Origin of the sequence: Streptomyces sp. NBC_00775 (assembly GCF_036347135.1) — a bacterium.
Taxonomy (GTDB): Bacteria; Actinomycetota; Actinomycetes; order Streptomycetales; family Streptomycetaceae; genus Streptomyces; species Streptomyces lutosisoli.
This window is the reverse complement of the sequence record NZ_CP108938.1, coordinates 5,439,759-5,462,733: the sequence shown is the minus strand read 5'-3', so window position 1 is coordinate 5,462,733 and position 22,975 is coordinate 5,439,759. Positions and strand designations below refer to the sequence as shown.

Here is a 22,975-nt window from a genome sequence, read left to right as displayed (position 1 = left end):
GAGGGGGTCCGATGGCCGATGAAACCGCATACGGCGAAGCAAGCGATCAGGACCTCCTCACCCGCCACGTGGAGGGCGATCCCGACGCCTTCGGTGAGCTTGTGCGGCGCCACCGCGACCGGCTGTGGGCGGTGGCCCTGCGGACGCTGGGAGACCGCGAGGAGGCCGCTGACGCCGTCCAGGACGCGCTCGTCTCCGCCTACCGGGCCGCCCACACCTTCCGCGGTCAGTCGGCCGTCACGACGTGGCTGCACCGCATCACGGTGAACGCCTGCCTGGACCGCGCCCGCAAGGCCGCCTCCAGGAAGACATCTCCCGTCGACGACACCGAACGCCTGGAACAGCTCCTCGAACCGCACGAGTCCGCCGCCGCCCCGGCCGAGCGCAACGATCTGCACCGCGAGCTCCTGCAAGCACTGGACACTCTCCCGGCCGACCAGCGCGCAGCCCTCGTCCTGGTGGACATGCAGGGCTACCCCGTGGCGGAAGCGGCCCGCATCCTCGATGTCCCGACCGGCACGGTGAAGAGCCGCTGTGCACGCGGCAGAGCCAGACTGCTCCCGCTGCTCACCCATCTCCGTACGGAGAACGGGAGCAGCCAGGACGGCAAGAAGTCGGGCGGTGGAAGGAACCGGACGCAGGGGACATCCGTCCCACCGTCAGCGGGACCCCACGATGCGGGTCCACATGATGCAGGGCCAAGCGATTCAGCTGCGGTGAAGGGCGGAGGTGGGCGAGCGTGACATCCACGACGGATACGGACGGGCACCCGGATGTCGCGGAGATCTCCGACCTCACCGAAGGTCTGCTCCCGCCTTCCCGTACCGCGGACGTGCGACAGCATCTCGATGACTGCGTGCTCTGTGCCGACGTGTACGACTCACTCGAGGAGATCCGTGGTCTGCTCGGCACACTGCCGGGCCCTACGCGCATGCCCGACGATGTGGCCGGACGCATCGACGCCGCCCTGGCCGCGGAAGCCCTGTTGACTGCCACCTCACCCGATCACGCATCCGGTGCGGCGGACGACCGCGCGAGTGTTTCACGTGAAACATCGACTGCCGACGTCTCCGTCCTCTCGGACGACTCGGGCTCCGCTTCGTCCGCGGACCGCCCGTCGGGGCATCCTCGCGCGGCCACCGGCCCCGGCCGTGCCCACCGGGTACGCCGTGGGCGCCGCAGGACGGTCGTTCTCGGCACCGTCTTCACGGCTGCCGCTCTGGGACTGGGCGCGATCCTCGTGCAGTCGATGGGCGGCGACAGCAAGGGCCCTGCGACGGTGACGCAGCAGGAGTCCGGCTCGAAGGGCACCTTTTCTGAGGGAAAGCTGGAGAGCCAGGTCGCGGAGCTCCTCGCGAAGAACAAGAGCACGGGCAGCCGCTCCGGCAGCGCGAAGCCCTGGAGCATCGAGTCGAATGGCGCAGGGACCGATTCCGGCGGGGTCGGCACCTTGATCACCCCCAACGTGCACGTCCCTGACTGTGTCCAGCTAGGGACCGGGAACAGCGGAGTCGTCCTCGCTGCCGAGAAGGGCACCTACAAGGAGACGAGTGTCTATCTCGTCGTCCAGCCCGACGCCTCCGACAGCACGAGGGTCACGGCCTACATCGTCGACGACGCCTGCGAGAAGCAGGGCTCGGCGTCCCCCGGAAAGCTGCTGCTGACGCGGTCCTACGCCCGGTCCTGAGCACGTCAGCACCCAAAGGCTTCCTCCCGTGATACTGCATGGCATCTCTGTGCGGTACCGCGCTTCCGTGTGCCCGGACACACCGGGAATTGAAGCCCCTTAGGATCCGTTGGGTGGGGTGAGAGTACTGAGAGAGGCTCCACCAGTACGCAGCAGTCTCCAGAGACGAGGAATCAAGCCGTGAGCGACGTCCGTAACGTGATCATCATCGGCTCCGGGCCCGCCGGCTACACGGCAGCGCTCTACACCGCGCGCGCATCGCTGAAGCCGTTGGTGTTCGAGGGCGCCGTCACCGCAGGCGGTGCGCTGATGAACACCACCGAGGTGGAGAACTTCCCCGGCTTCCAGGACGGCATCATGGGCCCCGAGCTCATGGACAACATGCGCGGACAGGCCGAGCGCTTCGGTGCCGAGCTGGTTCCGGACGACGTCGTCGCCGTCGACCTGTCGGGCGAGATCAAGACCGTCACGGACACCGCGGGCACCGTGCACCGCGCCAAGGCCGTCATCGTCACGACGGGCTCGCAGCACCGCAAGCTCGGCCTGCCCAACGAGGACGCCCTGTCCGGGCGTGGCGTCTCCTGGTGCGCGACCTGTGACGGCTTCTTCTTCAAGGACCAGGACATCGCCGTGATCGGCGGCGGCGACACCGCGATGGAGGAGGCCACCTTCCTCTCGCGCTTCGCCAAGTCCGTGACGATCGTCCACCGCCGGGACAGCCTGCGCGCCTCGAAGGCGATGCAGGAGCGCGCGTTCGCCGACCCGAAGATCAAGTTCGTCTGGGACAGCGAGGTCGCCGAGATCAAGGGCAACCCCAAGCTGGAGGGCCTGACGCTGCGCAACCTGAAGACCGGCGAGCTCTCCGAGCTGCCGGTGACCGGTCTGTTCATCGCGATCGGTCACGACCCTCGCACCGAGCTCTTCAAGGGCCAGCTCGACCTGGACGACGAGGGCTACCTGAAGGTCGAGGCGCCCTCGACCCGGACGAACCTGACCGGCGTCTTCGGCGCCGGTGACGTGGTCGACCACACGTACCGCCAGGCGATCACCGCGGCCGGCACCGGTTGCTCCGCCGCTCTCGACGCCGAGCGCTTCCTCGCCGCCCTCGCGGATGAGGCCGCCGCCGCGGCTGCCACCGTCTGATCCCCCATCCGCCCCACCGCATCAACGAGTTAAGGAGCCCGCCGTGGCCGGCACCCTGAAGAACGTGACCGACGATTCCTTCGAGACCGACGTCCTCAAGAGCGACAAGCCCGTCCTGGTGGACTTCTGGGCTGCCTGGTGCGGCCCGTGCCGCCAGATCGCGCCGTCCCTCGAGGCGATCGCCGCCGAGTACGGCGACAAGATCGAGGTCGTCAAGCTCAACATCGACGAGAACCCGGGCACGGCCGCCAAGTACGGCGTGATGTCGATCCCGACCCTGAACGTCTACCAGGGTGGCGAGGTCGCCAAGACCATCGTCGGTGCGAAGCCGAAGGCCGCGATCGTCCGCGACCTTGAGGACTTCATCGCCGAGTAGTCGGTGACGGCCGCACGCGCGGCGGATGTTTCACGTGAAACACGAATGGGCCAGCCCTTCCGGGTTGGCCCATTCGCTTGATGGGGGCGCAGAGCCCCGCCTACAGGAACAGGGCGTCATGCGGAAGTAGAGCGCCGGCTACAGGGGGCGAAGCGCCGGTTCCTTCTGTACCGCTCCCAGAAGACGGTCCAGGGCCAGCTCGACATCTTCCTTCCAGGAGAGCGTCGTTCGCAGCTCCAGCCTCAGTCGCGGATAGGTGGGGTGCGGCCGGACCGTCTTGAAGCCGACCGCCAGCAGATGGTCGGCGGGCAGCACACAGGCCGGCTGCTTCCACCGTGAGTCCCCGAAGGCCTCGATCGCCTTGAAGCCACGGCGCAACAGATCCTTGGCAACCGTCTGGACCATCACCCGGCCGAGTCCCTGCCCCTGATAACCCGGCATGATGAAAGCGGTCATCAGCTGAACCGCGTCCGGCGACACCGGGCTCGTGGGGAAAGCGGTGGAGCGGGGGACATAAGCGGGAGGCGCGTACAACACGAAGCCCACCGGAACGTCGTCCACATAGACGACACGGCCGCAGGAGCCCCAGTCCAGCAGGACCGCAGAGATCCAGGCTTCCTTCTCCAGTGCGGGCGTGCCCGCCTTCAGCGCGGCCTCACCGCTGACTGGGTCCAGCTCCCAGAAGACACACGCGCGACAGCGCTTGGGAAGGTCCTGAAGGTTGTCCAGCGTGAGCGGAACGAGCCGGCGCCCCATGAAGGATGTTCCTCACTTCCTTCGCCCGCAGCATCACGGGCGGCTGTCAGAGCGCTCCGCTCCCTGAGCAGACTGCCGACGAAGCCGCCGACGGCCCCCAGGCCCAGACCCGCGGTCAGCAGTCCGGTGCGGCTCACGGTTTGCATGGCCCCCGCCTCCCCAATGAAGGTGCTGCCAGGTGGATGCGCCATACCCGATCGCATCGTATCCACGATGCGATTCCATCGATACCGCCAGAAAGCAAAAGAGCGGGCCGTGTTCCGGTACACACCGGACACGGCCCGCTCTGATGGTCGGCCGAGGGGAGACGCTCCGCCCTCGGGCGACTCAGACCTCCGTGTCGTCGGAGTCGTCGTCCAGAAGGCTCCTCTGAAGCACTGGCCCCTCACCCGGGGCGAGGGATCCCAGGATGCGCTCAAGGTCGTCCATCGAGGCGAACTCGACGGTGATCTTGCCCTTCTTCTGCCCCAGGTCGACCTTCACCCGAGTCTCGAAGCGGTCCGAGAGACGCGTCGCCAGATCACTCAGCGCCGGGGAGAGCCGAGCGCCGGCCCGCGGCCCCTTGGAGCGCGGTGCGCTCTGCGGCCGCGATCCCATGAGGGTGACGATCTCCTCGACGGCCCGCACCGAAAGCCCCTCGGCCACGATGCGGTGAGCCAGCCGGTCCTGCTCCTCCGAGTCCTCCACGGAGAGCAGAGCTCGCGCATGCCCCGCGGAAAGGACTCCGGCAGCAACACGACGCTGCACCGCGGGCGAGAGCTTCAGCAGGCGCAGGGTGTTCGAGACCTGCGGGCGCGACCGGCCGATCCGGTCCGCCAACTGGTCGTGCGTGCAGTTGAAGTCCTTGAGCAGCTGGTCGTAGGCGGCCGCCTCTTCCAACGGGTTCAGCTGGGCACGGTGCAGGTTCTCCAGCAGCGCGTCCAGAAGAAGCTTCTCGTCCTCCGTGGCCCGCACGATCGCCGGAATGGCCTCCAGCCCCGCCTCACGGCATGCCCGGAAGCGCCGCTCGCCCATGATGAGCTCGTACCGCGTCGGCCCCACCTGACGCACCACGACGGGCTGGAGAAGCCCGACCTCCTTGATGGAGGTGACCAGCTCAGCCAGAGCGTCCTCGTCGAAGACCTCACGAGGCTGACGCGGGTTCGGGGTGATGAAGTCGAGCGGCAGCTCGGCGAAGTGAGCACCGACGGGCGCCGGGGGCGCCTCCAGAGCTCCGTTGTACGACGGCTCCTCCGTTTCATGTGAAACAGGCGGCAGCATGGCCACCTTCGCCGCCGCCACCCCGCGCTCGGCGGTAAGCACCGGTAGAGCCGTCGGCGAGGTGGACGCTCCACCCCCCGAGGAAGCCGCCTTCTCCCCTGTCGGAGCCGCAGGGATCAGTGCGCCGAGGCCTCGCCCCAGCCCCCGTCGTCGCTCGCTCACTGGATCCCCTCCACCATGTTCTGATCATTCTGTGCGCCCACGTGGGCGTGTTGTTCGTCGTACGCCACTCCGACTCCGCGGAGGGCGATTTCCCGTGCGGCCTCAAGATACGAGAGAGCACCGCTCGAACCCGGATCGTAAGTCAGAACCGTCTGCCCATAGCTCGGAGCCTCGGAGATACGGACCGAGCGCGGAATGCTCGTCCGCAGCACCTCTTCGCCGAAGTGACTGCGCACCTCGTCCGCGACCTGCGACGCGAGGCGCGTCCGGCCGTCGTACATGGTGAGCAGGATCGTCGAGACATGGAGGTCGGGGTTGAGATGCCCCCGCACCAGGTCGACATTGCGCAGAAGCTGTCCCAGACCTTCCAGCGCGTAGTACTCGCACTGGATGGGGATGAGCACCTCCGCACCGGCGACCAACGCGTTGACCGTGAGGAGGCCGAGCGATGGCGGGCAGTCGATGAGGATGTAGTCCAGCGGCTGCTCGTATGCCTGGATCGCTCGTTCCAGCCGGCTTTCCCGCGCCACCAGGGACACCAGCTCGATCTCCGCACCGGCGAGATCGATCGTGGCGGGAGCGCAGAAGAGTCCCTCGACATCAGGGACCGGCTGAACGACTTCGGAGAGCGGCTTGCTGTCGATCAGCACGTCGTAGATGGATGGAACTTCGGCGTGATGGTCGATACCCAGCGCCGTGGAGGCATTGCCCTGAGGGTCGAGGTCGATCACCAGGACCCGGCCACCGTGCAGCGCCAGTGAGGCAGCCAGGTTGACCGTGGTCGTGGTCTTACCCACCCCACCCTTCTGGTTGGCGACCACCATGACGCGGGTCTGTGCGGGCCGTGGCAGGCCCTCACCGGCGCGACCTAGCGCCTCGACCGCCAGTTGGGCAGCACGACCGATGGGAGTGTCGTCCATCGGGGGTGGTGTTTCACGTGAAACATCCTCCCCCATCGACTCGGTACGGGGACCGGGGACCGGATCGGTCATCGGTCCCGCGATGTTGGCGTCGGACCGCAAGGATTCACTCTCCTCGACTTCAGGCTCGCAATGAACAGAGCCTCCCATGTCTTCGGGGTCGTGAACCAGCGAGGCCCGTTGTTCTGTGGAGAAATCCACCTCTGTGGACAACTCCGCACCCTCTCCGAGTGAACCGAGAGGCCTCCGGTCGCGGGGTTCGGCCGCGGCGCGTCCGCGACTGATGATGCCGTGCAGCAATGAGCGACGTTTCACGTGAAACACGATGCATAGCGGTCCCGCCCATTACGGCGCGACACTCCGACATGCGTAGGTTTGGCAGCTTGTGTGGAGTACGGCTCGTCGTCAGGACGGATCAGCGGGAGTGACGAAAAACTCCCGGCTCCGTCCTGCGGAGCCGGGAGTACACGATTTATCTCACACTCAGGATCAGCGGCGGCGGCGCGCACGTCCCGTCCGGGCCGCCTTGGCCCGCTTCGCCGCGAAGCGCACCCCTCCGGGGCTCTCCCCGACCTCAACCCGCACCACGGTCGACAGCGGGTCCACCACGCCCTCACCGACGTGCAGGATGGACGTCTCCACGGCTCCGAGCTTGCTCAGAGCCGTGGCGGCGGCCTTCAGCTCCTCCTCGGCGGTGTCGCCCTTGAGCGCGAGCATCTCGCCGTACGGGCGAAGCAGTGGGATGCCCCACGTCGCCAGCCGGTCGAGGGGAGCGACCGCCCTGGCCGTCACCACATGGACCGGCTGCAGCTTCCCCATGACCTCCTCGGCGCGGCCGCGCACGACGGTGACATGGTCGAGACCGAGCAGCTCAACGACCTCGGTGAGGAAGTTGGTCCGACGCAGCAACGGCTCCAGCAGTGTGATCTTCAGGTCCTCCCGGACCAGGGCCAGCGGAATACCGGGCAGCCCGGCGCCGGAGCCGACGTCGCACACGGTCACGCCCTCGGGCACGACCTCGGAGAGCACGGCGCAGTTCAGCAGGTGCCTCTCCCACAGCCGGGGCACTTCACGGGGGCCGATCAGCCCGCGCTGCACTCCCGTCTCGGCCAGCAGTTCCGCGTACCGGACCGCGTCCGCGAAGCGATCGCCGAATACCTCGCGCGCCTGCTCGGGCGCAGGGGGAAGCTCCGCTGCCTCCGTCACGGGGGACCGTCCTTCCGTACCGCATAAGCGCACTGAGCGCTGACTTCCAGGACTATCAGGGACTACAGCTGCCGGGGACCACAGCTGTCCGGGAACTACCACAGCTACTGGTGACTACCAGCTGTCTGGGACTACAGGCTGACAAACTTCGGCCCCGCCTGCGCAACAGACGGGGCCGGAGGAACGTACGTACCGATCAGGCGGGAAGCACGACGACGAAGCGCTGCGGCTCCTCGCCCTCGGACTCGCTGCGCAGGCCTGCGGCCTTGACCGCGTCGTGGACCACCTTGCGCTCGAAGGGCGTCATCGGCTTCATCTTCACGGGCTCGCCGGAGCTCTTGACCTCGGCCGCGGCCTTGGCGCCCAGCTCCGAGAGCTCCTCGCGCTTCTTGGCGCGGTAGCCCGCGATGTCCAGCATCAGCCGGCTGCGGTCCCCGGTCTCCCGGTGCACGGCCAGGCGGGTGAGCTCCTGAAGGGCCTCCAGCACCTCGCCGTCCCGGCCGACCAGCTTCTGCAGATCGCGGCTGCCGGCGTCGCTGACGATCGAGACAGCCGCGCGGTCGGCCTCGACGTCCATGTCGATGTCGCCGTCGAGATCGGCGATGTCCAGCAGACCCTCGAGGTAGTCCGCCGCGATCTCGCCTTCCTGCTCAAGGCGGGTCAGGGTGTCGCCCTCAGCGGCGGCGGAGGTGGTGCCTTCCGTCACGGGATGGACTCCTTCTTACTTCTTGGACGGGGACTTGGGCCGCTGCGGACCCTTGCGCTGTCCGGACTGGGCTTTGCTGCGGGTACCGGTGCCAGGCTTGTTGCCGCCGCTCGCCTGCTTGGGAGCGGGCTTGGCGTCCTCCGGCTTGTCGTCCTCCGGCTTCTGGTCCTCCGGCTCGTCGGACTTGCTCAGCGAGGTCTTCGACTCGGACTCGCCCGCCGCCTTCGCCGTGCCCGACTGGCGCTGGGACTTCGACTGCCGCTTCGGCTGCTGACGCTTGGGAGCGGCGCCGCCGGTGGTCGGGGTGCCGTCCTCGGTCTCGACGAGGGTCGTGCTCTCGCCCTTCACCACGGTGCCGTCGGTCTGGGCCGCCAGGCCCGCCTTGGTCAGCGTGTTGATGAACTTGCGCTCGAACTCGTTGCGGTCGCGGCCCTTGGAGACGATCGCCTTGACGATGTTCTTCTCGCGGCGGCTGCGGGTCTTGCCGTGGTGCGTGACGTGCTTCTGCAGGCGCTCCAGGAACGCGGCCTGGGCCTTGCTGCCCGGAGTCGGGTTGTTGCGGATCACGTACATCTGCTGGCCCATGGTCCACACGTTGGTGGTCAGCCAGTAGACGAGGACACCGACCGGGAAGTTGATGCCGAAGACGGCGAACATGACCGGGAAGACGTACATCAGCATCTTCTGCTGCTGCATGAAGGGCGTCTTCACCGTGGTGTCGACGTTCTTCGTCATCAGCTGACGCTGCGTGTAGAACTGCGAGAAGCACATCAGAACGATCATGACCGCGGTCACGACACGGACGTCCAGCAGCGTGGCGCCCAGCGCCTCGACCTTGGCCGAGCTGTCCATGAACTTCGCGGCCAGCGGGGCGCCGAAGATGTGCGCCTGACGCGCGCTGGCGAGCAGTTGATCGTCGATGACGCCGATCGTCTTGCCGGTCGCGATGCCGTTGAGCACGTGGTACAGGGCGAAGAAGAACGGCGACTGCGCCAGGATGGGAAGGCACGAGGAGAGCGGGTTGGTACCCGTCTCCTTGTACAGCTTCATCATCTCTTCGGACTGGCGCTGCTTGTCGTTCTTGTAGCGCTCCTGGATCTTCTTCATCTCGGGCTGCAGCGTCTGCATCGCCCGAGTCGACTTGATCTGCTTCACAAAGAGCGGGATGAGGCAGATACGGATCAGGATCACCAGGGACACGATGGACAAGCCCCAGGCCCAGCCCGTGTCGGGACCGAAGATCTTCCCGTACACGGCATGGAACTGGACGATGACCCAGGAAACGGGTGTCGTGATGAAGCTGAACAGACTGGCAATCGTGTCCACTAATCAGGCTCCTTGAGCATGGGACGGGGTCTCGGCGGCCGGGCTCGAGGGATGGTCGGACATACCGTGCCCTTCGATGGCCGGTTCGGCGGCGGAGTTCCCGCCCTTGCGTGCACGCCAGGCGTTACGCAGCATTTCGTGCCACCGCGGACGCTTGCGCGGCGGGACATGGTCCACACCGCCCAGCGACCACGGATTGCACCGGAGGATGCGCCAGGCGGTGAGTGCCGTTCCCTTGATCGCACCGTGCCGGTCGATGGCCTGGTAGCCGTAGTGGGAACACGACGGGTAGTACTTGCACACCGGCCCGAGCAGCGGGCTGATCGTCCACTGGTACAGCTTGATAAGAGCCAGCAGCGGGTACTTCATCGCGCGCCCCCTCCCAGCAACCGCTCAAGGGCGGCATCCAGGTCTCGGGCCAGCTGTTCATGGTCGGCGTCGCCCGCACCGGGCAGCGCTCGTACGACTACCAGGCTACCGGGGGGCAACAGGGCGACTCGGTCACGCATCAGATGGCGAAGCCTGCGCTTCACCTTGTTGCGCACGACCGCTCCGCCCACGGCTTTGCTCACGACGAAACCCGCACGCGTCGGGGGAGCGCTCTCCCCAGGCGCGTGCGGGTCCGTTGCACCGCTACGAAGGTGGACGACGAGGAGCGGGCGTCCGGCCCGGCGTCCTCGGCGTACCGCGGTCGCGAAGTCCTCGCGCCGCCTCAGCCGATGCTCGGTAGGCAGCACGTCATGACCTGTAAGTGATCAGGCGGACAGGCTCGCGCGACCCTTGCCACGGCGGTTCGCGAGAATCGCGCGGCCGGCACGGGTACGCATCCGCAGGCGGAAGCCGTGGGTCTTGGCGCGACGACGGTTGTTCGGCTGGAAGGTGCGCTTGCTCACTCGGGGGCTCCAGAAAGAATCGGTGGTGGCGGGGTGCCGCCTTGGCTGTCACCGTGCGCCCACGAGTAGCTCGTAATTACGCCCGAGTGCACCGCTTCCCGATCACTTGACGTGACCTGTGCCCATCGGAGGCAGGCGGCAGCAGCCATCGACAACTCGACCTGGTCACGGTACGCGGGGCTACGCCATCCGGTCAAACCAGCCTCTCGCACGAGACACTATCCACAGGCTGGGGACAACAACTTGAACCGCAGCGGTCGCTCTGACTACCGTGGCTGAACTCCGATTCGTTCCCTTCCCACCGCCCCAGCGGTTTTGTTCCCCCCGCCCCACCCGACTGACTTCCCAACCTGTTCCCAGAACCACACGTTCGTGGGACCCGTGAGAGAGCGTGCCCTGTGGCCGACGTACCTGCCGATCTTGCCGCAGTGTGGCCACGAGTACTGGAACAACTCCTCGGTGAAGGCCGCGGTCAGGGTGTCGAGGTGAAGGACGAGCACTGGATCAAGCGCTGCCAGCCGCTGGCCCTGGTCGCGGACACCGCCCTGCTCGCCGTCCCGAACGAGTTCGCGAAGGGCGTACTGGAAGGACGCCTCGCGCCGATCGTCAGCGAGACCCTGAGCCGTGAGTGCGGCCGCCCGATCCGCATCGCGATCACCGTCGACGACTCCGCCGGGGAACCGCCTGCCCCCGCGCCCGCCCCTTCCCGGTACGAGGAGCCCGAGCTCCCCTCGGGCTCCGGTCAGGGCCGCGACACGTACGACAGCGGTCCGGGCCAGGGTCGCGACGCGTACGACGGCCAGGGCGGCGAAGAGCGGAACCCCTACGGCGGCCAGGGCCGCGACGAGCGGAACGGCTACGAATCCCCGAACCGCGACGAACGCAACAGCTACGAATCCCCGAACCGCGACGATCGCGGCGGCTACGACCCACAGCGCCGCGACGGCTACGAGGGGTACGGCCGCCACCGCGCCGACGACCACCGGGGCGGCCGCTCCGACCAGCTCCCCGGTGCCCCCGGCGACCAGCTGCCGTCCGGCCGTCCGGACCAGCTCCCGACCGCCCGCCCCGCCTACCCGGACTACCAGCGCCCCGAGCCGGGCGCCTGGCCGCGGCACTCCCAGGACGACTACGGCTGGCAGCAGCAGCGCCTCGGCTTCCCCGAGCGTGACCCGTACGCCTCGCCCTCGCAGGACTACCGGCCGCAGTCGATGGAGCGCCCGCCCTACGAGCAGCAGCGCCAGGACTACGACCAGCCACGCTCCGACTACGACCAGCGCCCCGACCGCCGCGACCTTCAGGAGCCGTCCTCGGGCGGCGGCATGCACCGCGGCGGCCCCCCGCAGTCCTCCGTCGGCGGCTCGCCCGGCCCACTGGCCGCGAAGCCCGCGCCGGCATCCGGTCCGGGCGAGCCCACCGCGCGCCTCAACCCGAAGTACCTCTTCGACACCTTCGTCATCGGCGCCTCCAACCGCTTCGCGCACGCCGCCGCGGTCGCCGTCGCCGAGGCACCGGCGAAGGCGTACAACCCTCTCTTCATCTACGGGGAGTCGGGGCTCGGCAAGACGCACCTGCTGCACGCGATCGGGCACTACGCGCGGAGCCTCTACCCGGGCACGCGCGTGCGGTACGTGAGCTCCGAGGAGTTCACCAACGAGTTCATCAACTCCATCCGCGACGGCAAGGGCGACAGCTTCCGCAAGCGGTACCGGGAGATGGACATCCTGCTGGTCGACGACATCCAGTTCCTCGCGGACAAGGAGTCGACGCAGGAGGAGTTCTTCCACACCTTCAACACGCTCCACAACGCGAACAAGCAGATCGTGCTGTCCTCCGACCGGCCGCCCAAGCAGCTGGTGACCCTGGAGGACAGGCTGCGCAACCGTTTCGAGTGGGGTCTGATCACGGACGTCCAGCCGCCCGAGCTGGAGACCCGTATCGCCATCCTTCGTAAGAAGGCGGTGCAGGAGCAGCTCAACGCCCCGCCGGAGGTGCTGGAGTTCATCGCGTCCCGGATCTCGCGCAACATCCGCGAGCTGGAGGGCGCGCTGATCCGGGTGACGGCGTTCGCGTCGCTCAACCGGCAGCCGGTGGACCTCGGTCTGACGGAGATCGTCCTCAAGGACCTGATCCCCGGCGGCGAGGACTCGTCCCCGGAGATCACCGCGCCGGCCATCATGGCGGCCACCGCCGACTACTTCGGCCTCACGGTGGACGACCTGTGCGGATCCTCGCGCAGCCGCGTCCTGGTGACGGCGCGCCAGATCGCCATGTACCTGTGCCGCGAGCTCACGGACCTCTCGCTGCCGAAGATCGGCGCGCAGTTCGGCGGCCGCGACCACACGACCGTCATGCACGCCGACCGCAAGATCCGCGCGCTGATGGCCGAACGCCGCTCCATCTACAACCAGGTCACCGAGCTCACCAACCGCATCAAGAACGGCTGACAGAGCCGGCTGCGGAGCCGAGACAGAGCCGCCGCCAGAGCCAGTCGTACGTCGCTGAAGGCGCCCCGGGACACCTTCCCGAGGGCGCCTTTCGCTGCTCCCGAACCCGTGCCGAACCCGTGCCCGTACCCGTCCCGAGGGCGCCTTTCGCCGTTCTCGGACGCGTACCGAGGGCTTCCCGCCTCTCGTGACCGCTACCGGAACGACACCCACTGTTCGAATACGAGCACGGTTACGGCCACTCTCCACAGATTCGGTGACTTTCTGACGTCCACACCCTGGGGACTGGAAAGTTGTCCCGATCGTGTCCACAGGGGGCACTGTTGAAAGACCATCAGACCAGGTCAACCCCCTGTGGATTCGTGGACGAAGACTCTCCACAGACTGTGGACGAAGAAAAGATCCACAGGGTGTGCACGGAGTTGTCCACCGGCAACCCACAGGCCGGCGTCAGTTGTCCCCAGTGATCCCCAGCTTCTCCACACCCCTGTCCACTGTTCGGCAACGCGACGCGCCCTCTCACCGTGTCGAGTGAAAGGCGTCACACCAAGGTGTCCGGTTGGCCTGTGGGGAACGCGGGTAAAGCTGGGGACGGCGCTGGGGAGAAGTCGCCCCGGGCTGTGCATCGAGTGTGCAGAACTTTTCGTCGTCCACAGATACCCGGGGTTGTCCACCGCCTCCGCCCACAGGGTCAGTGGACAAAAAATCCCTGTTGACCTGCGAAAACGCGGTTATCCACGGTATCCACAGGCCCTACTACTAAGACCAACTAGAGAGAGCCTGGGAATCGCTTCGAAGACGGGGCTGTGCACAACTCGAGCTCGGAGGCTCCAGTGCCGCTCGGCACGACTTGACCCCGAGGGGCACCGACTGTCAGTGCGGTGCGTCAGACTGGTCCCCGGTGTCCTTCCCGCCACAGGGCTGAACGACACCGAGTCAGACGACGAAGGCCAGCAGGGCGAGAGCGCCGGCAACAGACGGAGGCGGCAACGGTGAAGATCCGGGTGGAACGCGACGTACTCGCGGAGGCAGTGGCCTGGGCGGCACGCAGCCTCCCGGCCCGTCCGCCGGCGCCTGTGCTCGCCGGCCTGCTTCTGAAGGCCGAGGAGGGTGCCCTGAGCCTCTCCAGCTTCGACTACGAGGTCTCGGCACGAGTCTCCGTGGACGCAGAGGTCGACGAAGAGGGCACGGTCCTCGTCTCCGGCCGCCTCCTCGCGGACATCTGCCGCGCCCTTCCCAACCGGCCGGTGGAGATTTCCACAGACGGTGTACGAGCGACCGTGGTCTGCGGCTCCTCGCGATTCACACTCCACACCCTGCCTGTGGAGGAATACCCGGCGCTGCCGCAGATGCCGTCGGCGACGGGCACCGTCCCCGGTGAGGTCTTCGCCTCGGCCGCCGCCCAGGTGGCCATCGCGGCGGGGCGTGACGACACGCTCCCCGTCCTGACCGGCGTGCGCATCGAGATCGAGGGCGACACGGTCACCCTCGCCTCCACCGACCGCTACCGCTTCGCGGTCCGTGAGTTCCTGTGGAAGCCGGAGAACCCCGACGCGTCCGCGGTGGCCCTGGTGCCCGCCAAGACGCTCCTGGACACCGCCAAGGCCCTCACGAGCGGCGACAGCGTGATCCTGGCGCTGTCCGGCTCCGGCGCGGGCGAGGGCCTGATCGGTTTCGAGGGCGCTGGGCGGCGTACGACCACCCGTCTGCTCGAAGGCGACCTCCCGAAGTACCGCACGCTGTTCCCGACGGAGTTCAACTCCATCGCCGTGATCGAGACCGCCCCCTTCGTGGAGGCCGTCAAGCGCGTGGCCCTGGTCGCCGAGCGGAACACCCCGGTGCGGCTCAGCTTCGAGCAGGGCGTGCTGATCCTGGAGGCCGGTTCCAGCGACGACGCACAGGCTGTGGAAAGGGTTGACGCCCACCTGGAGGGCGACGACATCTCGATCGCCTTCAACCCGACGTTCCTGCTCGACGGCCTGAGCGCCATCGACTCGCCGGTGGCCCAGCTCTCCTTCACGACGTCCACGAAGCCCGCGCTGCTGAGCGGCAAGCCCGCCATGGACGCCGAGGCGGACGAGGCCTACAAGTACCTGATCATGCCGGTGCGTCTGTCGGGCTGAGCTCCCGAGCCCGCCGGTCCGCAGGGCCCGGCGGGCGAATCCGCAGGTGGGGTGTACGTCTGAGCGGCTATGCCCACAGGTGTGCGTGAGCGTCCGGGTTTAGGCTCAGTCACAGGTACGAGAGTGCCCTCACGCCACGTCGCAACCCCTAAGGAACAACTGATGGAGCTCGGTCTCGTCGGCCTCGGCAAGATGGGCGGCAACATGCGCGAGCGGATCCGCCGCGCAGGCCACACCGTCATCGGATACGACCGCAACCCGGACGTCGCCGATGTCCACAGCCTGGAAGAGCTTGTGGGCAAGCTCAAGGGCCCGCGCGTGGTGTGGGTCATGGTCCCGGCCGGTGCCGCGACCCAGTCCACCGTCGACGAGCTGGCCGCCCTGCTGGAGCCGGGCGACGTCGTCGTGGACGGCGGCAATTCGCGCTGGACGGACGACCAGAAGCACGCCGTCGAGCTGGGCATCAAGGGGATCGGGTTCGTCGACTGCGGCGTCTCCGGCGGCGTCTGGGGCCTGGAGAACGGCTATGCGCTGATGTACGGCGGCGACGCGGAGAACATCGCGAAGGTCCAGCCGGTCTTCGACGCGCTCAAGCCCGAGGGCGACTTCGGCTCGGTGCACGCCGGCAAGGTCGGCGCGGGCCACTTCTCGAAGATGGTCCACAACGGCATCGAGTACGCGATGATGCAGGCGTATGCGGAGGGCTGGGAGCTCCTTGAGAAGGTCGACTCCGTCACGGACGTGCGCGAGGTCTTCCGCTCCTGGCAGGAGGGCACGGTCATCCGTTCCTGGCTGCTCGACCTCGCCGTCAACGCGCTGGACGAGGACGAGCACCTGGAGAAGCTCAAGGGTTTCGCACAGGACTCCGGCGAGGGCCGCTGGACTGTGGAAGCCGCCATCGACCACTCGGTGCCGCTGCCCGCGATCACCGCGTCGCTCTTCGCGCGCTTCGCCTCGCGGCAGGACGACTCGCCACAGATGAAGATGATCGCGGCGCTGCGCAACCAGTTCGGCGGCCACGCGGTCGAGAAGGCCTGATCCGCGCCCCGGGTTCTCCACACCCGGGGTGACCCGGTTGTCCACAGCCGGGGAAAAACCTGACGGCCGGGCCAGCCCCGGTCATCGGGGAAGGAACCGCCGCCCGGGGCCGACCCGGACGGCGGGGAGAACCCGAAACACCACGCTGGGGGAGGTCGGCGAACGACCATGCACGTCACGCATCTGTCGCTGGCCGACTTCCGCTCGTACGCCCGGGTCGAGGTCCCGCTCGACCCGGGCGTCACCGCGTTCGTGGGCCCCAACGGACAGGGCAAGACGAACCTGGTCGAGGCGGTCGGCTATCTCGCCACCCTCGGCAGTCACCGCGTCTCCTCCGACGCGCCTCTCGTACGGATGGGCGCCGACCGCGCGATCATCCGGGCCAATGTCCGCCAGGGCGAGCGTCAGCAGCTCATCGAGCTGGAGCTGAACCCGGGCAAGGCCAACCGCGCCCGCATCAACAGGTCCTCGCAGGTCAGACCCCGTGACGTACTCGGCATCGTACGAACGGTGCTGTTCGCGCCCGAGGACCTCGCCCTGGTCAAGGGCGACCCCGGCGAGCGGCGCCGTTTCCTCGACGAGCTGATCACGGCCCGCTCCCCGCGGATGGCGGGCGTCCGCTCCGACTACGACCGGGTCCTCAAGCAGCGCAACACCTTGCTGAAGTCGGCCGCACTGGCCCGGCGGCACGGCGGACGCACGATGGACCTGTCCACGCTCGACGTGTGGGACCAGCACCTCGCGCGCGTGGGCGGCGAGCTGCTCGCCCAGCGGCTCGACCTGGTCTCCGCGATCCAGCCGCTGGCGGACAAGGCGTACGAGCAGCTGGCGCCCGGCGGCGGGCCCGTCACCCTGGAGTACAAGCCGTCCGCGCCCGGCGAGGCACACACCCGCGAGGACCTGTACGGGCAGCTGATGGCGGCGCTCGCCGAGGTCCGCAAGCAGGAGATCGAGCGGGGCGTGACTCTAGTAGGACCCCATCGAGACGATTTGCTTCTCAAACTCGGTCAGCTGCCCGCCAAGGGATACGCCTCCCACGGCGAGTCCTGGTCCTACGCACTGGCGCTGCGCCTGGCCTCGTACGACCTGCTGAGGGCCGAGGGCAATGAGCCGGTGCTGGTTTTGGACGACGTGTTCGCGGAGCTGGACACGCGCAGGAGGGAACGCCTCGCGGAACTCGTCGCCTCGGGCGAGCAGGTGCTGGTGACCGCCGCGGTCGACGACGACGTACCGGGCGTACTGGCGGGGACGCGGTACGTCGTGTCCGAGGGGACGGTGGAGCGCGTATGACGGAGAACACACCGGAAAAGAACGTTCCCGGAGGCGCACCCGGCGAAGCGCCCGGGAAGTCGGGCGAAGCGGCCAAGAAGAAGACTCCCGAGCCCTCCGGCGTCGACCTCGCGCGCGTGGCCCTGCGTGCCGCGAAGGAGCAGGCACGCGCGCGTGGGGACGCGGCGCAGCAGAAGAAGCAGGCGCGGCGCGGCGGGGGCCTGCGTTCCGGCGCGCGCGCCGACGGGCGCGACCCCATGGCGCTCGGCGCCGCCATCAACCGGCTGCTGACCGAGCGCGGCTGGGAGACCCCGGCCGCGGTGGGCGGTGTGATGGGCCGTTGGCCGCAGATCGTCGGCGATGACCTGGCCAAGCACTGTGTTCCGCTGCGGTACGACGACGATCCGGCCGAGCGGGTGCTGACGGTGCAGTGCGATTCGACCGCCTGGGCGACCCAGTTGCGCCTGCTCGCCCCGCAGTTGGTCGCGCGGCTGAACCAGGATCTCGGGCACGGCACGGTGCGGCTGATCAAGGTGCAGGGCCCTGGGGGTCCCCCGCGCCGCTTCGGGCCCCTGCGCGCCCCTGGGAGCACGGGTCCCGGCGACACCTATGGGTGAGCCGGGTCACATCGAGGGCCGCTGTGCGGGAGTGCGCGCGGTGGCGAACGCCGACCTGACTCCGCAGTAGCCAAGGGTTGACACCCGGAAGCGCTGAGTGCCGCTGTAAGCCTCTTTGAGCCCGGGTCCGCATATGGGGAGTCGGGTGAGACCGGTTCAGGGCGGCACATGCGGACTCAGGTACCGGCAAACCCCCATCACTGTCGGCGCTACCGGTAGACTGGAAGCTAATCCCGCCCCACTTGTGGGACGCACCGAGCAACGCTGACAAAGGCTTACCAACGCAACACGCCGCAGCCGCTCCGGCCACCCGCCGGGAGCTTGGCTTGTGCTGTGCCAGAAAGGGCGCTTCGTGGCCGATTCCGGCAACCCCAACGAGAACATCCCGTCCACCGACGCAGGCGCCAACGGCGAGGTCACAGCCTCGTACGACGCCAGCGCCATCACCGTCCTCGAGGGTCTGGACGCGGTCCGCAAGCGACCCGGCATGTACATCGGCTCGACCGGTGAGCGCGGTCTGCACCACCTCGTGCAGGAGGTCGTCGACAACTCGGTCGACGAGGCGCTGGCCGGCCACGCGGACACGATCGACGTCACGATCCTCCCCGACGGCGGCGTGCGCGTCATCGACAACGGCCGCGGCATCCCGGTGGGCATCGTCCCCTCCGAGAACAAGCCGGCCGTCGAGGTCGTGCTGACGGTCCTGCACGCGGGCGGCAAGTTCGGCGGCGGCGGCTACGCGGTCTCCGGCGGTCTGCACGGCGTGGGCGTCTCCGTCGTGAACGCGCTGTCCAGCAGGGTCGCCGTCGAGGTCAGGACCGACGGCTACCGCTGGACGCAGGACTACAAGCTGGGCGTCCCGACGGCCCCGCTCGCCCAGCACGAGGCCACGGACGAGACCGGTACCTCGGTCACCTTCTGGGCCGACCCGGACATCTTCGAGACCACCGAGTACTCCTTCGAGACGCTCTCGCGGCGCTTCCAGGAGATGGCGTTCCTCAACAAGGGTTTGACGATCAAACTCACTGACGAGCGCGAGGTGGCGAAGGCCACGGCCGGTGCGGACGAGGCGGGTGCGGACGAGAAGGACGAGGTCCGGTCCGTCACGTACCACTACGAGGGCGGCATCGTCGACTACGTGACGTACCTCAACTCCCGCAAGGGAGACGTGGTGCACCCCACCGTCATCGACCTCGAGGCCGAGGACAAGGACAAGAGCCTGTCCCTCGAAGTCGCGATGCAGTGGAACAGCGGCTACAGCGAGGGCGTGTACTCCTTCGCCAACATCATCCACACCCACGAGGGCGGTACGCACGAGGAGGGCTTCCGTGCGGCGCTGACCTCGCTGATCAACAAGTACGCGCGCGACAAGAAGCTGCTGCGTGAAAAGGACGACAACCTCACCGGTGACGACATCCGTGAGGGTCTGACCGCGATCATCTCGGTGAAGTTGAGCGAGCCGCAGTTCGAGGGCCAGACCAAGACCAAGCTGGGCAACACGGAGGCGAAGACCTTCGTCCAGAAGGCCGTCTACGAGCACCTCAACGACTGGCTGGACCGCAATCCGAACGAGGCCGCGGACATCATCCGCAAGTCCATCCAGGCGGCCACCGCGCGCGTGGCGGCCCGCAAGGCCCGCGACCTCACCCGTCGCAAGGGTCTGCTGGAGACGGCGTCGCTGCCGGGCAAGCTCTCCGACTGCCAGTCGAACGACCCCACCAAGTGCGAGATCTTCATCGTCGAGGGTGACTCCGCCGGCGGCTCGGCCAAGTCCGGCCGTAACCCCCAGTACCAGGCGATCCTCCCGATCCGAGGAAAGATCCTCAACGTCGAGAAGGCGCGGATCGACAAGATCCTGCAGAACCAGGAGATCCAGGCGCTGATCTCGGCCTTCGGCACCGGAGTCCACGAGGACTTCGACATCGAGAAGCTCCGCTATCACAAGATCATCCTGATGGCGGACGCCGACGTCGACGGCCAGCACATCAACACCCTGCTGCTGACCTTCCTGTTCCGCTTCATGCGGCCGCTGGTCGAGGCCGGACACGTGTTCCTGTCGCGTCCCCCGCTGTACAAGATCAAGTGGGGCCGGGACGACTTCGAGTACGCGTACTCGGACCGCGAGCGCGACGCGCTGATCGAGCTGGGCAAGCAGGCCGGCAAGCGCATCCGCGACGACTCGGTCCAGCGATTCAAGGGCCTCGGTGAGATGAACGCCGAGGAGCTCCGCATCACGACGATGGACCAGGAGCACCGCGTCCTCGGCCAGGTCACGCTCGACGACGCCGCCCAGGCCGACGACCTGTTCTCGGTCCTCATGGGTGAGGACGTCGAGGCCCGCCGCGCGTTCATCCAGCGCAACGCCAAGGACGTCCGCTTCCTCGACATCTGAGTCGGTCTCAGCTGACCGCAGCAGAAAGGATCTTCACCAGCAATGGCCGACGAGAACACTCCCAGCACGCCTGAAGAAGGCGGCGAGATCACCCTGCGCGTCGAGCCCGTCGGGCTCGAGACGGAGATGCAGCGCTCGTACCTCGACTACGCGATGTCCGTCATCGTGTCGCGTGCGCTGCCCGACGTACGGGACGGTCTCAAGCCCGTCCACCGCCGCGTCCTGTACGCCATGTACGACGGCGGCTACCGGCCCGAGAAGGGCTTCTACAAGTGTGCCCGTGTCGTCGGTGACGTCATGGGCACCTACCACCCGCACGGTGACTCCTCGATCTACGACGCGCTGGTCCGTCTCGCGCAGCCGTGGTCGATGCGGATGCCGCTGGTGGACTCCAACGGCAACTTCGGCTCTCCGGGCAACGACCCCGCCGCCGCCATGCGCTACACCGAGTGCAAGATGGCGCCGCTGTCCATGGAGATGGTCCGTGACATCGACGAGGAGACCGTCGACTTCACGGACAACTACGACGGCCGCAACCAGGAGCCGACGGTTCTGCCGGCCCGGTTCCCGAACCTGCTGATCAACGGCTCGGCGGGCATCGCGGTCGGCATGGCCACCAACATCCCGCCGCACAACCTCCGCGAGGTCGCGGCCGGCGCCCAGTGGTACCTCGAGAACCCCGAGGCGAGCCACGAGGAGCTGCTCGACGCCCTGATCGAGCGCATCAAGGGCCCCGATTTCCCGACCGGCGCCCTTGTAGTGGGCCGAAAGGGCATCGAGGAGGCGTACCGCACGGGCCGTGGCTCCATCACGATGCGCGCGGTCGTCGAGGTCGAGGAGATCCAGAACCGCCAGTGCCTGGTGGTCACCGAGCTCCCCTACCAGACCAACCCCGACAACCTCGCGCAGAAGATCGCCGACCTGGTGAAGGACGGCAAGGTCGGCGGCATCGCGGACGTCCGCGACGAGACGAGCTCGCGCACGGGCCAGCGGCTCGTGATCGTGCTCAAGAGGGACGCGGTCGCCAAGGTCGTCCTGAACAACCTCTACAAGCACACCGATCTGCAGTCGAACTTCGGCGCCAACATGCTGGCGCTGGTGGACGGCGTTCCGCGCACGCTGTCGCTCGACGCGTTCATCCGCCACTGGGTGACGCACCAGATCGAGGTCATCGTCCGGCGTACGCGCTTCAGGCTGCGCAAGGCCGAGGAGCGCGCGCACATCCTGCGTGGCCTCCTGAAGGCCCTGGACGCCATCGACGAGGTCATCGCGCTGATCCGGCGCAGTGACACCGTCGAGATCGCGCGCGAGGGCCTGATGGGCCTCCTGGAGATCGACGAGATCCAGGCGAACGCCATCCTCGAGATGCAGCTGCGCCGACTGGCCGCCCTGGAGCGTCAGAAGATCATCCAGGAGCACGACGAGCTCCAGGCGAAGATCACCGAGTACAACGCGATCCTCGCCTCGCCGGAGCGCCAGCGCTCCATCATCAGCGAGGAACTCACGGCGATCGTCGACAAGTTCGGCGAGGACCGTCGCTCCAAGCTGGTGCCCTTCGACGGTGACATGTCCATCGAGGACCTGATCGCCGAAGAGGACATCGTCGTCACCATCACGCGTGGCGGGTACATCAAGCGGACCAAGACCGAGGACTACCGCTCGCAGAAGCGGGGCGGCAAGGGCGTACGCGGCGCGAAGCTGAAGCAGGACGACATCGTCGACCACTTCTTCGTGTCGACGACGCACCACTGGCTGCTGTTCTTCACCAACAAGGGCCGCGTCTACCGCGCGAAGGCGTACGAACTCCCCGACGCCGGCCGTGACGCGCGCGGTCAGCACGTCGCCAACCTGCTGGCCTTCCAGCCGGACGAGGCGATCGCCGAGATCCTCGCGATCCGTGACTACGAAGCGGCGCCCTACCTGGTCCTGGCCACAAAGGGCGGCCTCGTAAAGAAGACGCCTCTCAAGGATTACGATTCGCCCCGCTCCGGCGGCGTCATCGCGATCAACCTTCGCGAGACGGAGGACGGATCTGATGACGAACTGATCGGAGCCGAACTCGTCTCGGCCGAAGACGATCTGCTTCTGATCAGCAAGAAGGCGCAGTCGATCAGGTTCACCGCGACGGATGACGCGCTGCGTCCCATGGGCCGTGCGACCTCGGGCGTCAAGGGCATGAGCTTCCGTGAGGGAGACCAGCTGCTCTCGATGAATGTTGTTCGACCCGGTACGTTCGTGTTCACTGCTACGGACGGTGGGTACGCGAAGCGGACCAACGTCGACGAGTACCGCGTCCAGGGTCGCGGCGGCCTCGGAATCAAGGCCGCCAAGATCGTCGAGGACCGTGGGTCCCTCGTCGGCGCGCTGGTGGTCGAGGAGACCGACGAAATCCTCGCCATCACACTGTCCGGCGGTGTGATTCGTACGCGAGTCAACGAGGTCAGGGAGACAGGCCGTGACACCATGGGCGTCCAACTGATCAACCTGGGCAAGCGCGATGCCGTGGTCGGTATCGCACGTAACGCCGAGGCCGGTCGCGAGGCGGAAGAAGTCGACGGCGAGGACGCCGTGGACGAGACCGCCGAAGGCGTTGAGGTCGTCGGTACGGACGAGGGCGAGCCGTCCTCGGCCGAGTAGCGCGAGGAGTGAGTCAT

At 67.6% G+C, this 22,975-nt stretch carries 20 protein-coding genes; 11 read left to right on the top strand and 9 right to left on the bottom strand.

The window, feature by feature from the left end:
* Window positions 1–11 precede the first annotated feature (11 nt).
* From sigM to trxA, 4 genes are all read left to right on the top strand, one after another.
* On the top strand, window positions 12–743 hold the full coding sequence (gene sigM / locus OIC96_RS24330) for an RNA polymerase sigma factor SigM (protein ID WP_330305803.1): 732 nt from the start codon (window positions 12–14) through the stop codon (window positions 741–743).
* On the top strand, window positions 740–1,687 hold the full coding sequence (locus OIC96_RS24325) for a hypothetical protein (RefSeq protein WP_330305804.1): 948 nt from the start codon (window positions 740–742) through the stop codon (window positions 1,685–1,687). The genes sigM and OIC96_RS24325 overlap by 4 nt, the downstream gene beginning before the upstream one ends.
* Window positions 1,688–1,867: 180 nt before the next feature.
* Entirely contained in the window at window positions 1,868–2,830 is a 963-nt protein-coding gene (trxB, locus tag OIC96_RS24320; RefSeq protein WP_327430079.1) for a thioredoxin-disulfide reductase, read from the top strand.
* Between the two features lie 43 nt (window positions 2,831–2,873).
* The gene (gene trxA / locus OIC96_RS24315; protein ID WP_327430080.1) at window positions 2,874–3,206 is read left to right on the top strand and encodes a thioredoxin; all 333 of its coding nucleotides are present in this window, start codon (window positions 2,874–2,876) and stop codon (window positions 3,204–3,206) included.
* 138 nt (window positions 3,207–3,344) lie between these two features.
* Here trxA and OIC96_RS24310 read toward each other — a convergent pair whose 3' ends face one another.
* The 9 genes from OIC96_RS24310 to rpmH form a co-directional block, all read right to left on the bottom strand.
* A complete protein-coding gene (locus OIC96_RS24310) occupies window positions 3,345–3,962 on the bottom strand; it encodes a GNAT family N-acetyltransferase (protein ID WP_327430081.1) in 618 nt (205 codons plus the stop codon).
* A gap of 327 nt (window positions 3,963–4,289) precedes the next feature.
* Window positions 4,290–5,384 (bottom strand): ParB/RepB/Spo0J family partition protein, encoded by a 1,095-nt coding sequence (locus OIC96_RS24305; RefSeq protein WP_330305805.1) that lies wholly within the window; start codon window positions 5,382–5,384, stop codon window positions 4,290–4,292.
* Window positions 5,381–6,454 carry a ParA family protein gene (locus tag OIC96_RS24300; RefSeq protein WP_330310193.1) on the bottom strand — a complete coding sequence of 358 codons (1,074 nt, stop codon included), beginning with the start codon at window positions 6,452–6,454 and terminating at the stop codon, window positions 5,381–5,383. Before OIC96_RS24300 ends, OIC96_RS24305 begins: the two co-directional genes overlap by 4 nt.
* A gap of 339 nt (window positions 6,455–6,793) precedes the next feature.
* Window positions 6,794–7,510 carry a 16S rRNA (guanine(527)-N(7))-methyltransferase RsmG gene (gene rsmG / locus OIC96_RS24295; protein WP_327430083.1) on the bottom strand — a complete coding sequence of 239 codons (717 nt, stop codon included), beginning with the start codon at window positions 7,508–7,510 and terminating at the stop codon, window positions 6,794–6,796.
* Between the two features lie 196 nt (window positions 7,511–7,706).
* Window positions 7,707–8,216 (bottom strand): Jag family protein, encoded by a 510-nt coding sequence (locus OIC96_RS24290; protein ID WP_327430084.1) that lies wholly within the window; start codon window positions 8,214–8,216, stop codon window positions 7,707–7,709.
* A 15-nt stretch (window positions 8,217–8,231) separates the two neighbouring features.
* Window positions 8,232–9,542 carry a membrane protein insertase YidC gene (yidC, locus tag OIC96_RS24285; protein WP_330305806.1) on the bottom strand — a complete coding sequence of 437 codons (1,311 nt, stop codon included), beginning with the start codon at window positions 9,540–9,542 and terminating at the stop codon, window positions 8,232–8,234.
* Window positions 9,543–9,545: 3 nt separating this feature from the next.
* Entirely contained in the window at window positions 9,546–9,911 is a 366-nt protein-coding gene (yidD, locus tag OIC96_RS24280; protein ID WP_054236429.1) for a membrane protein insertion efficiency factor YidD, read from the bottom strand.
* Window positions 9,908–10,279, bottom strand: a complete 372-nt coding sequence (gene rnpA, locus OIC96_RS24275; RefSeq protein WP_327430087.1) for a ribonuclease P protein component — start codon at window positions 10,277–10,279, stop codon at window positions 9,908–9,910. Before rnpA ends, yidD begins: the two co-directional genes overlap by 4 nt.
* A gap of 18 nt (window positions 10,280–10,297) precedes the next feature.
* A complete protein-coding gene (gene rpmH / locus OIC96_RS24270; RefSeq protein ID WP_006381191.1) occupies window positions 10,298–10,435 on the bottom strand; it encodes a 50S ribosomal protein L34 in 138 nt (45 codons plus the stop codon).
* A 398-nt stretch (window positions 10,436–10,833) separates the two neighbouring features.
* On the opposite strand from rpmH, the gene dnaA reads away from it, so the two are divergent.
* The 7 genes from dnaA to gyrA all read left to right on the top strand — a co-directional run bounded on the left by dnaA (window position 10,834) and on the right by gyrA (window position 22,958).
* Window positions 10,834–12,882, top strand: coding sequence for a chromosomal replication initiator protein DnaA (dnaA, locus tag OIC96_RS24265; RefSeq protein ID WP_330305807.1), 2,049 nt, complete (start codon window positions 10,834–10,836; stop codon window positions 12,880–12,882).
* Between the two features lie 992 nt (window positions 12,883–13,874).
* Window positions 13,875–15,005, top strand: a complete 1,131-nt coding sequence (gene dnaN / locus OIC96_RS24260; RefSeq protein WP_330305808.1) for a DNA polymerase III subunit beta — start codon at window positions 13,875–13,877, stop codon at window positions 15,003–15,005.
* A 162-nt stretch (window positions 15,006–15,167) separates the two neighbouring features.
* Complete coding sequence (gnd, locus tag OIC96_RS24255; protein ID WP_327430090.1) at window positions 15,168–16,043, top strand: phosphogluconate dehydrogenase (NAD(+)-dependent, decarboxylating); 876 nt, start codon at window positions 15,168–15,170, stop codon at window positions 16,041–16,043.
* Between the two features lie 168 nt (window positions 16,044–16,211).
* The gene (gene recF, locus OIC96_RS24250; RefSeq protein WP_330305809.1) at window positions 16,212–17,333 is read left to right on the top strand and encodes a DNA replication/repair protein RecF; all 1,122 of its coding nucleotides are present in this window, start codon (window positions 16,212–16,214) and stop codon (window positions 17,331–17,333) included.
* Window positions 17,330–17,929 (top strand): DUF721 domain-containing protein, encoded by a 600-nt coding sequence (locus tag OIC96_RS24245; protein WP_330305810.1) that lies wholly within the window; start codon window positions 17,330–17,332, stop codon window positions 17,927–17,929. The genes recF and OIC96_RS24245 overlap by 4 nt, the downstream gene beginning before the upstream one ends.
* A gap of 328 nt (window positions 17,930–18,257) precedes the next feature.
* Window positions 18,258–20,321: a DNA topoisomerase (ATP-hydrolyzing) subunit B gene (gene gyrB / locus OIC96_RS24240; RefSeq protein ID WP_330305811.1), complete on the top strand. Its 2,064-nt coding sequence runs from the start codon at window positions 18,258–18,260 to the stop codon at window positions 20,319–20,321.
* 42 nt (window positions 20,322–20,363) lie between these two features.
* The gene (gene gyrA / locus OIC96_RS24235) at window positions 20,364–22,958 is read left to right on the top strand and encodes a DNA gyrase subunit A (RefSeq protein ID WP_330305812.1); all 2,595 of its coding nucleotides are present in this window, start codon (window positions 20,364–20,366) and stop codon (window positions 22,956–22,958) included.
* The last annotated feature ends 17 nt before the right edge of the window (window positions 22,959–22,975 follow it).

What these genes read in the sequence shown, in the direction of transcription:
- sigM (WP_330305803.1), top strand. Translation starts at nt 12, where the DNA reads ATGGCCGATGAAACCGCATACGGCGAAGCAAGCGATCAGGACCTCCTC.
- OIC96_RS24310 (WP_327430081.1), bottom strand. Translation starts at nt 3,962, where the DNA reads ATGGGGCGCCGGCTCGTTCCGCTCACGCTGGACAACCTTCAGGACCTT.
- OIC96_RS24300 (WP_330310193.1), bottom strand. Translation starts at nt 6,454, where the DNA reads ATGGGAGGCTCTGTTCATTGCGAGCCTGAAGTCGAGGAGAGTGAATCC.
- yidD (WP_054236429.1), bottom strand. Translation starts at nt 9,911, where the DNA reads ATGAAGTACCCGCTGCTGGCTCTTATCAAGCTGTACCAGTGGACGATC.
- gnd (WP_327430090.1), top strand. Translation starts at nt 15,168, where the DNA reads ATGGAGCTCGGTCTCGTCGGCCTCGGCAAGATGGGCGGCAACATGCGC.
- recF (WP_330305809.1), top strand. Translation starts at nt 16,212, where the DNA reads ATGCACGTCACGCATCTGTCGCTGGCCGACTTCCGCTCGTACGCCCGG.
- OIC96_RS24245 (WP_330305810.1), top strand. Translation starts at nt 17,330, where the DNA reads ATGACGGAGAACACACCGGAAAAGAACGTTCCCGGAGGCGCACCCGGC.
- gyrA (WP_330305812.1), top strand. Translation starts at nt 20,364, where the DNA reads ATGGCCGACGAGAACACTCCCAGCACGCCTGAAGAAGGCGGCGAGATC.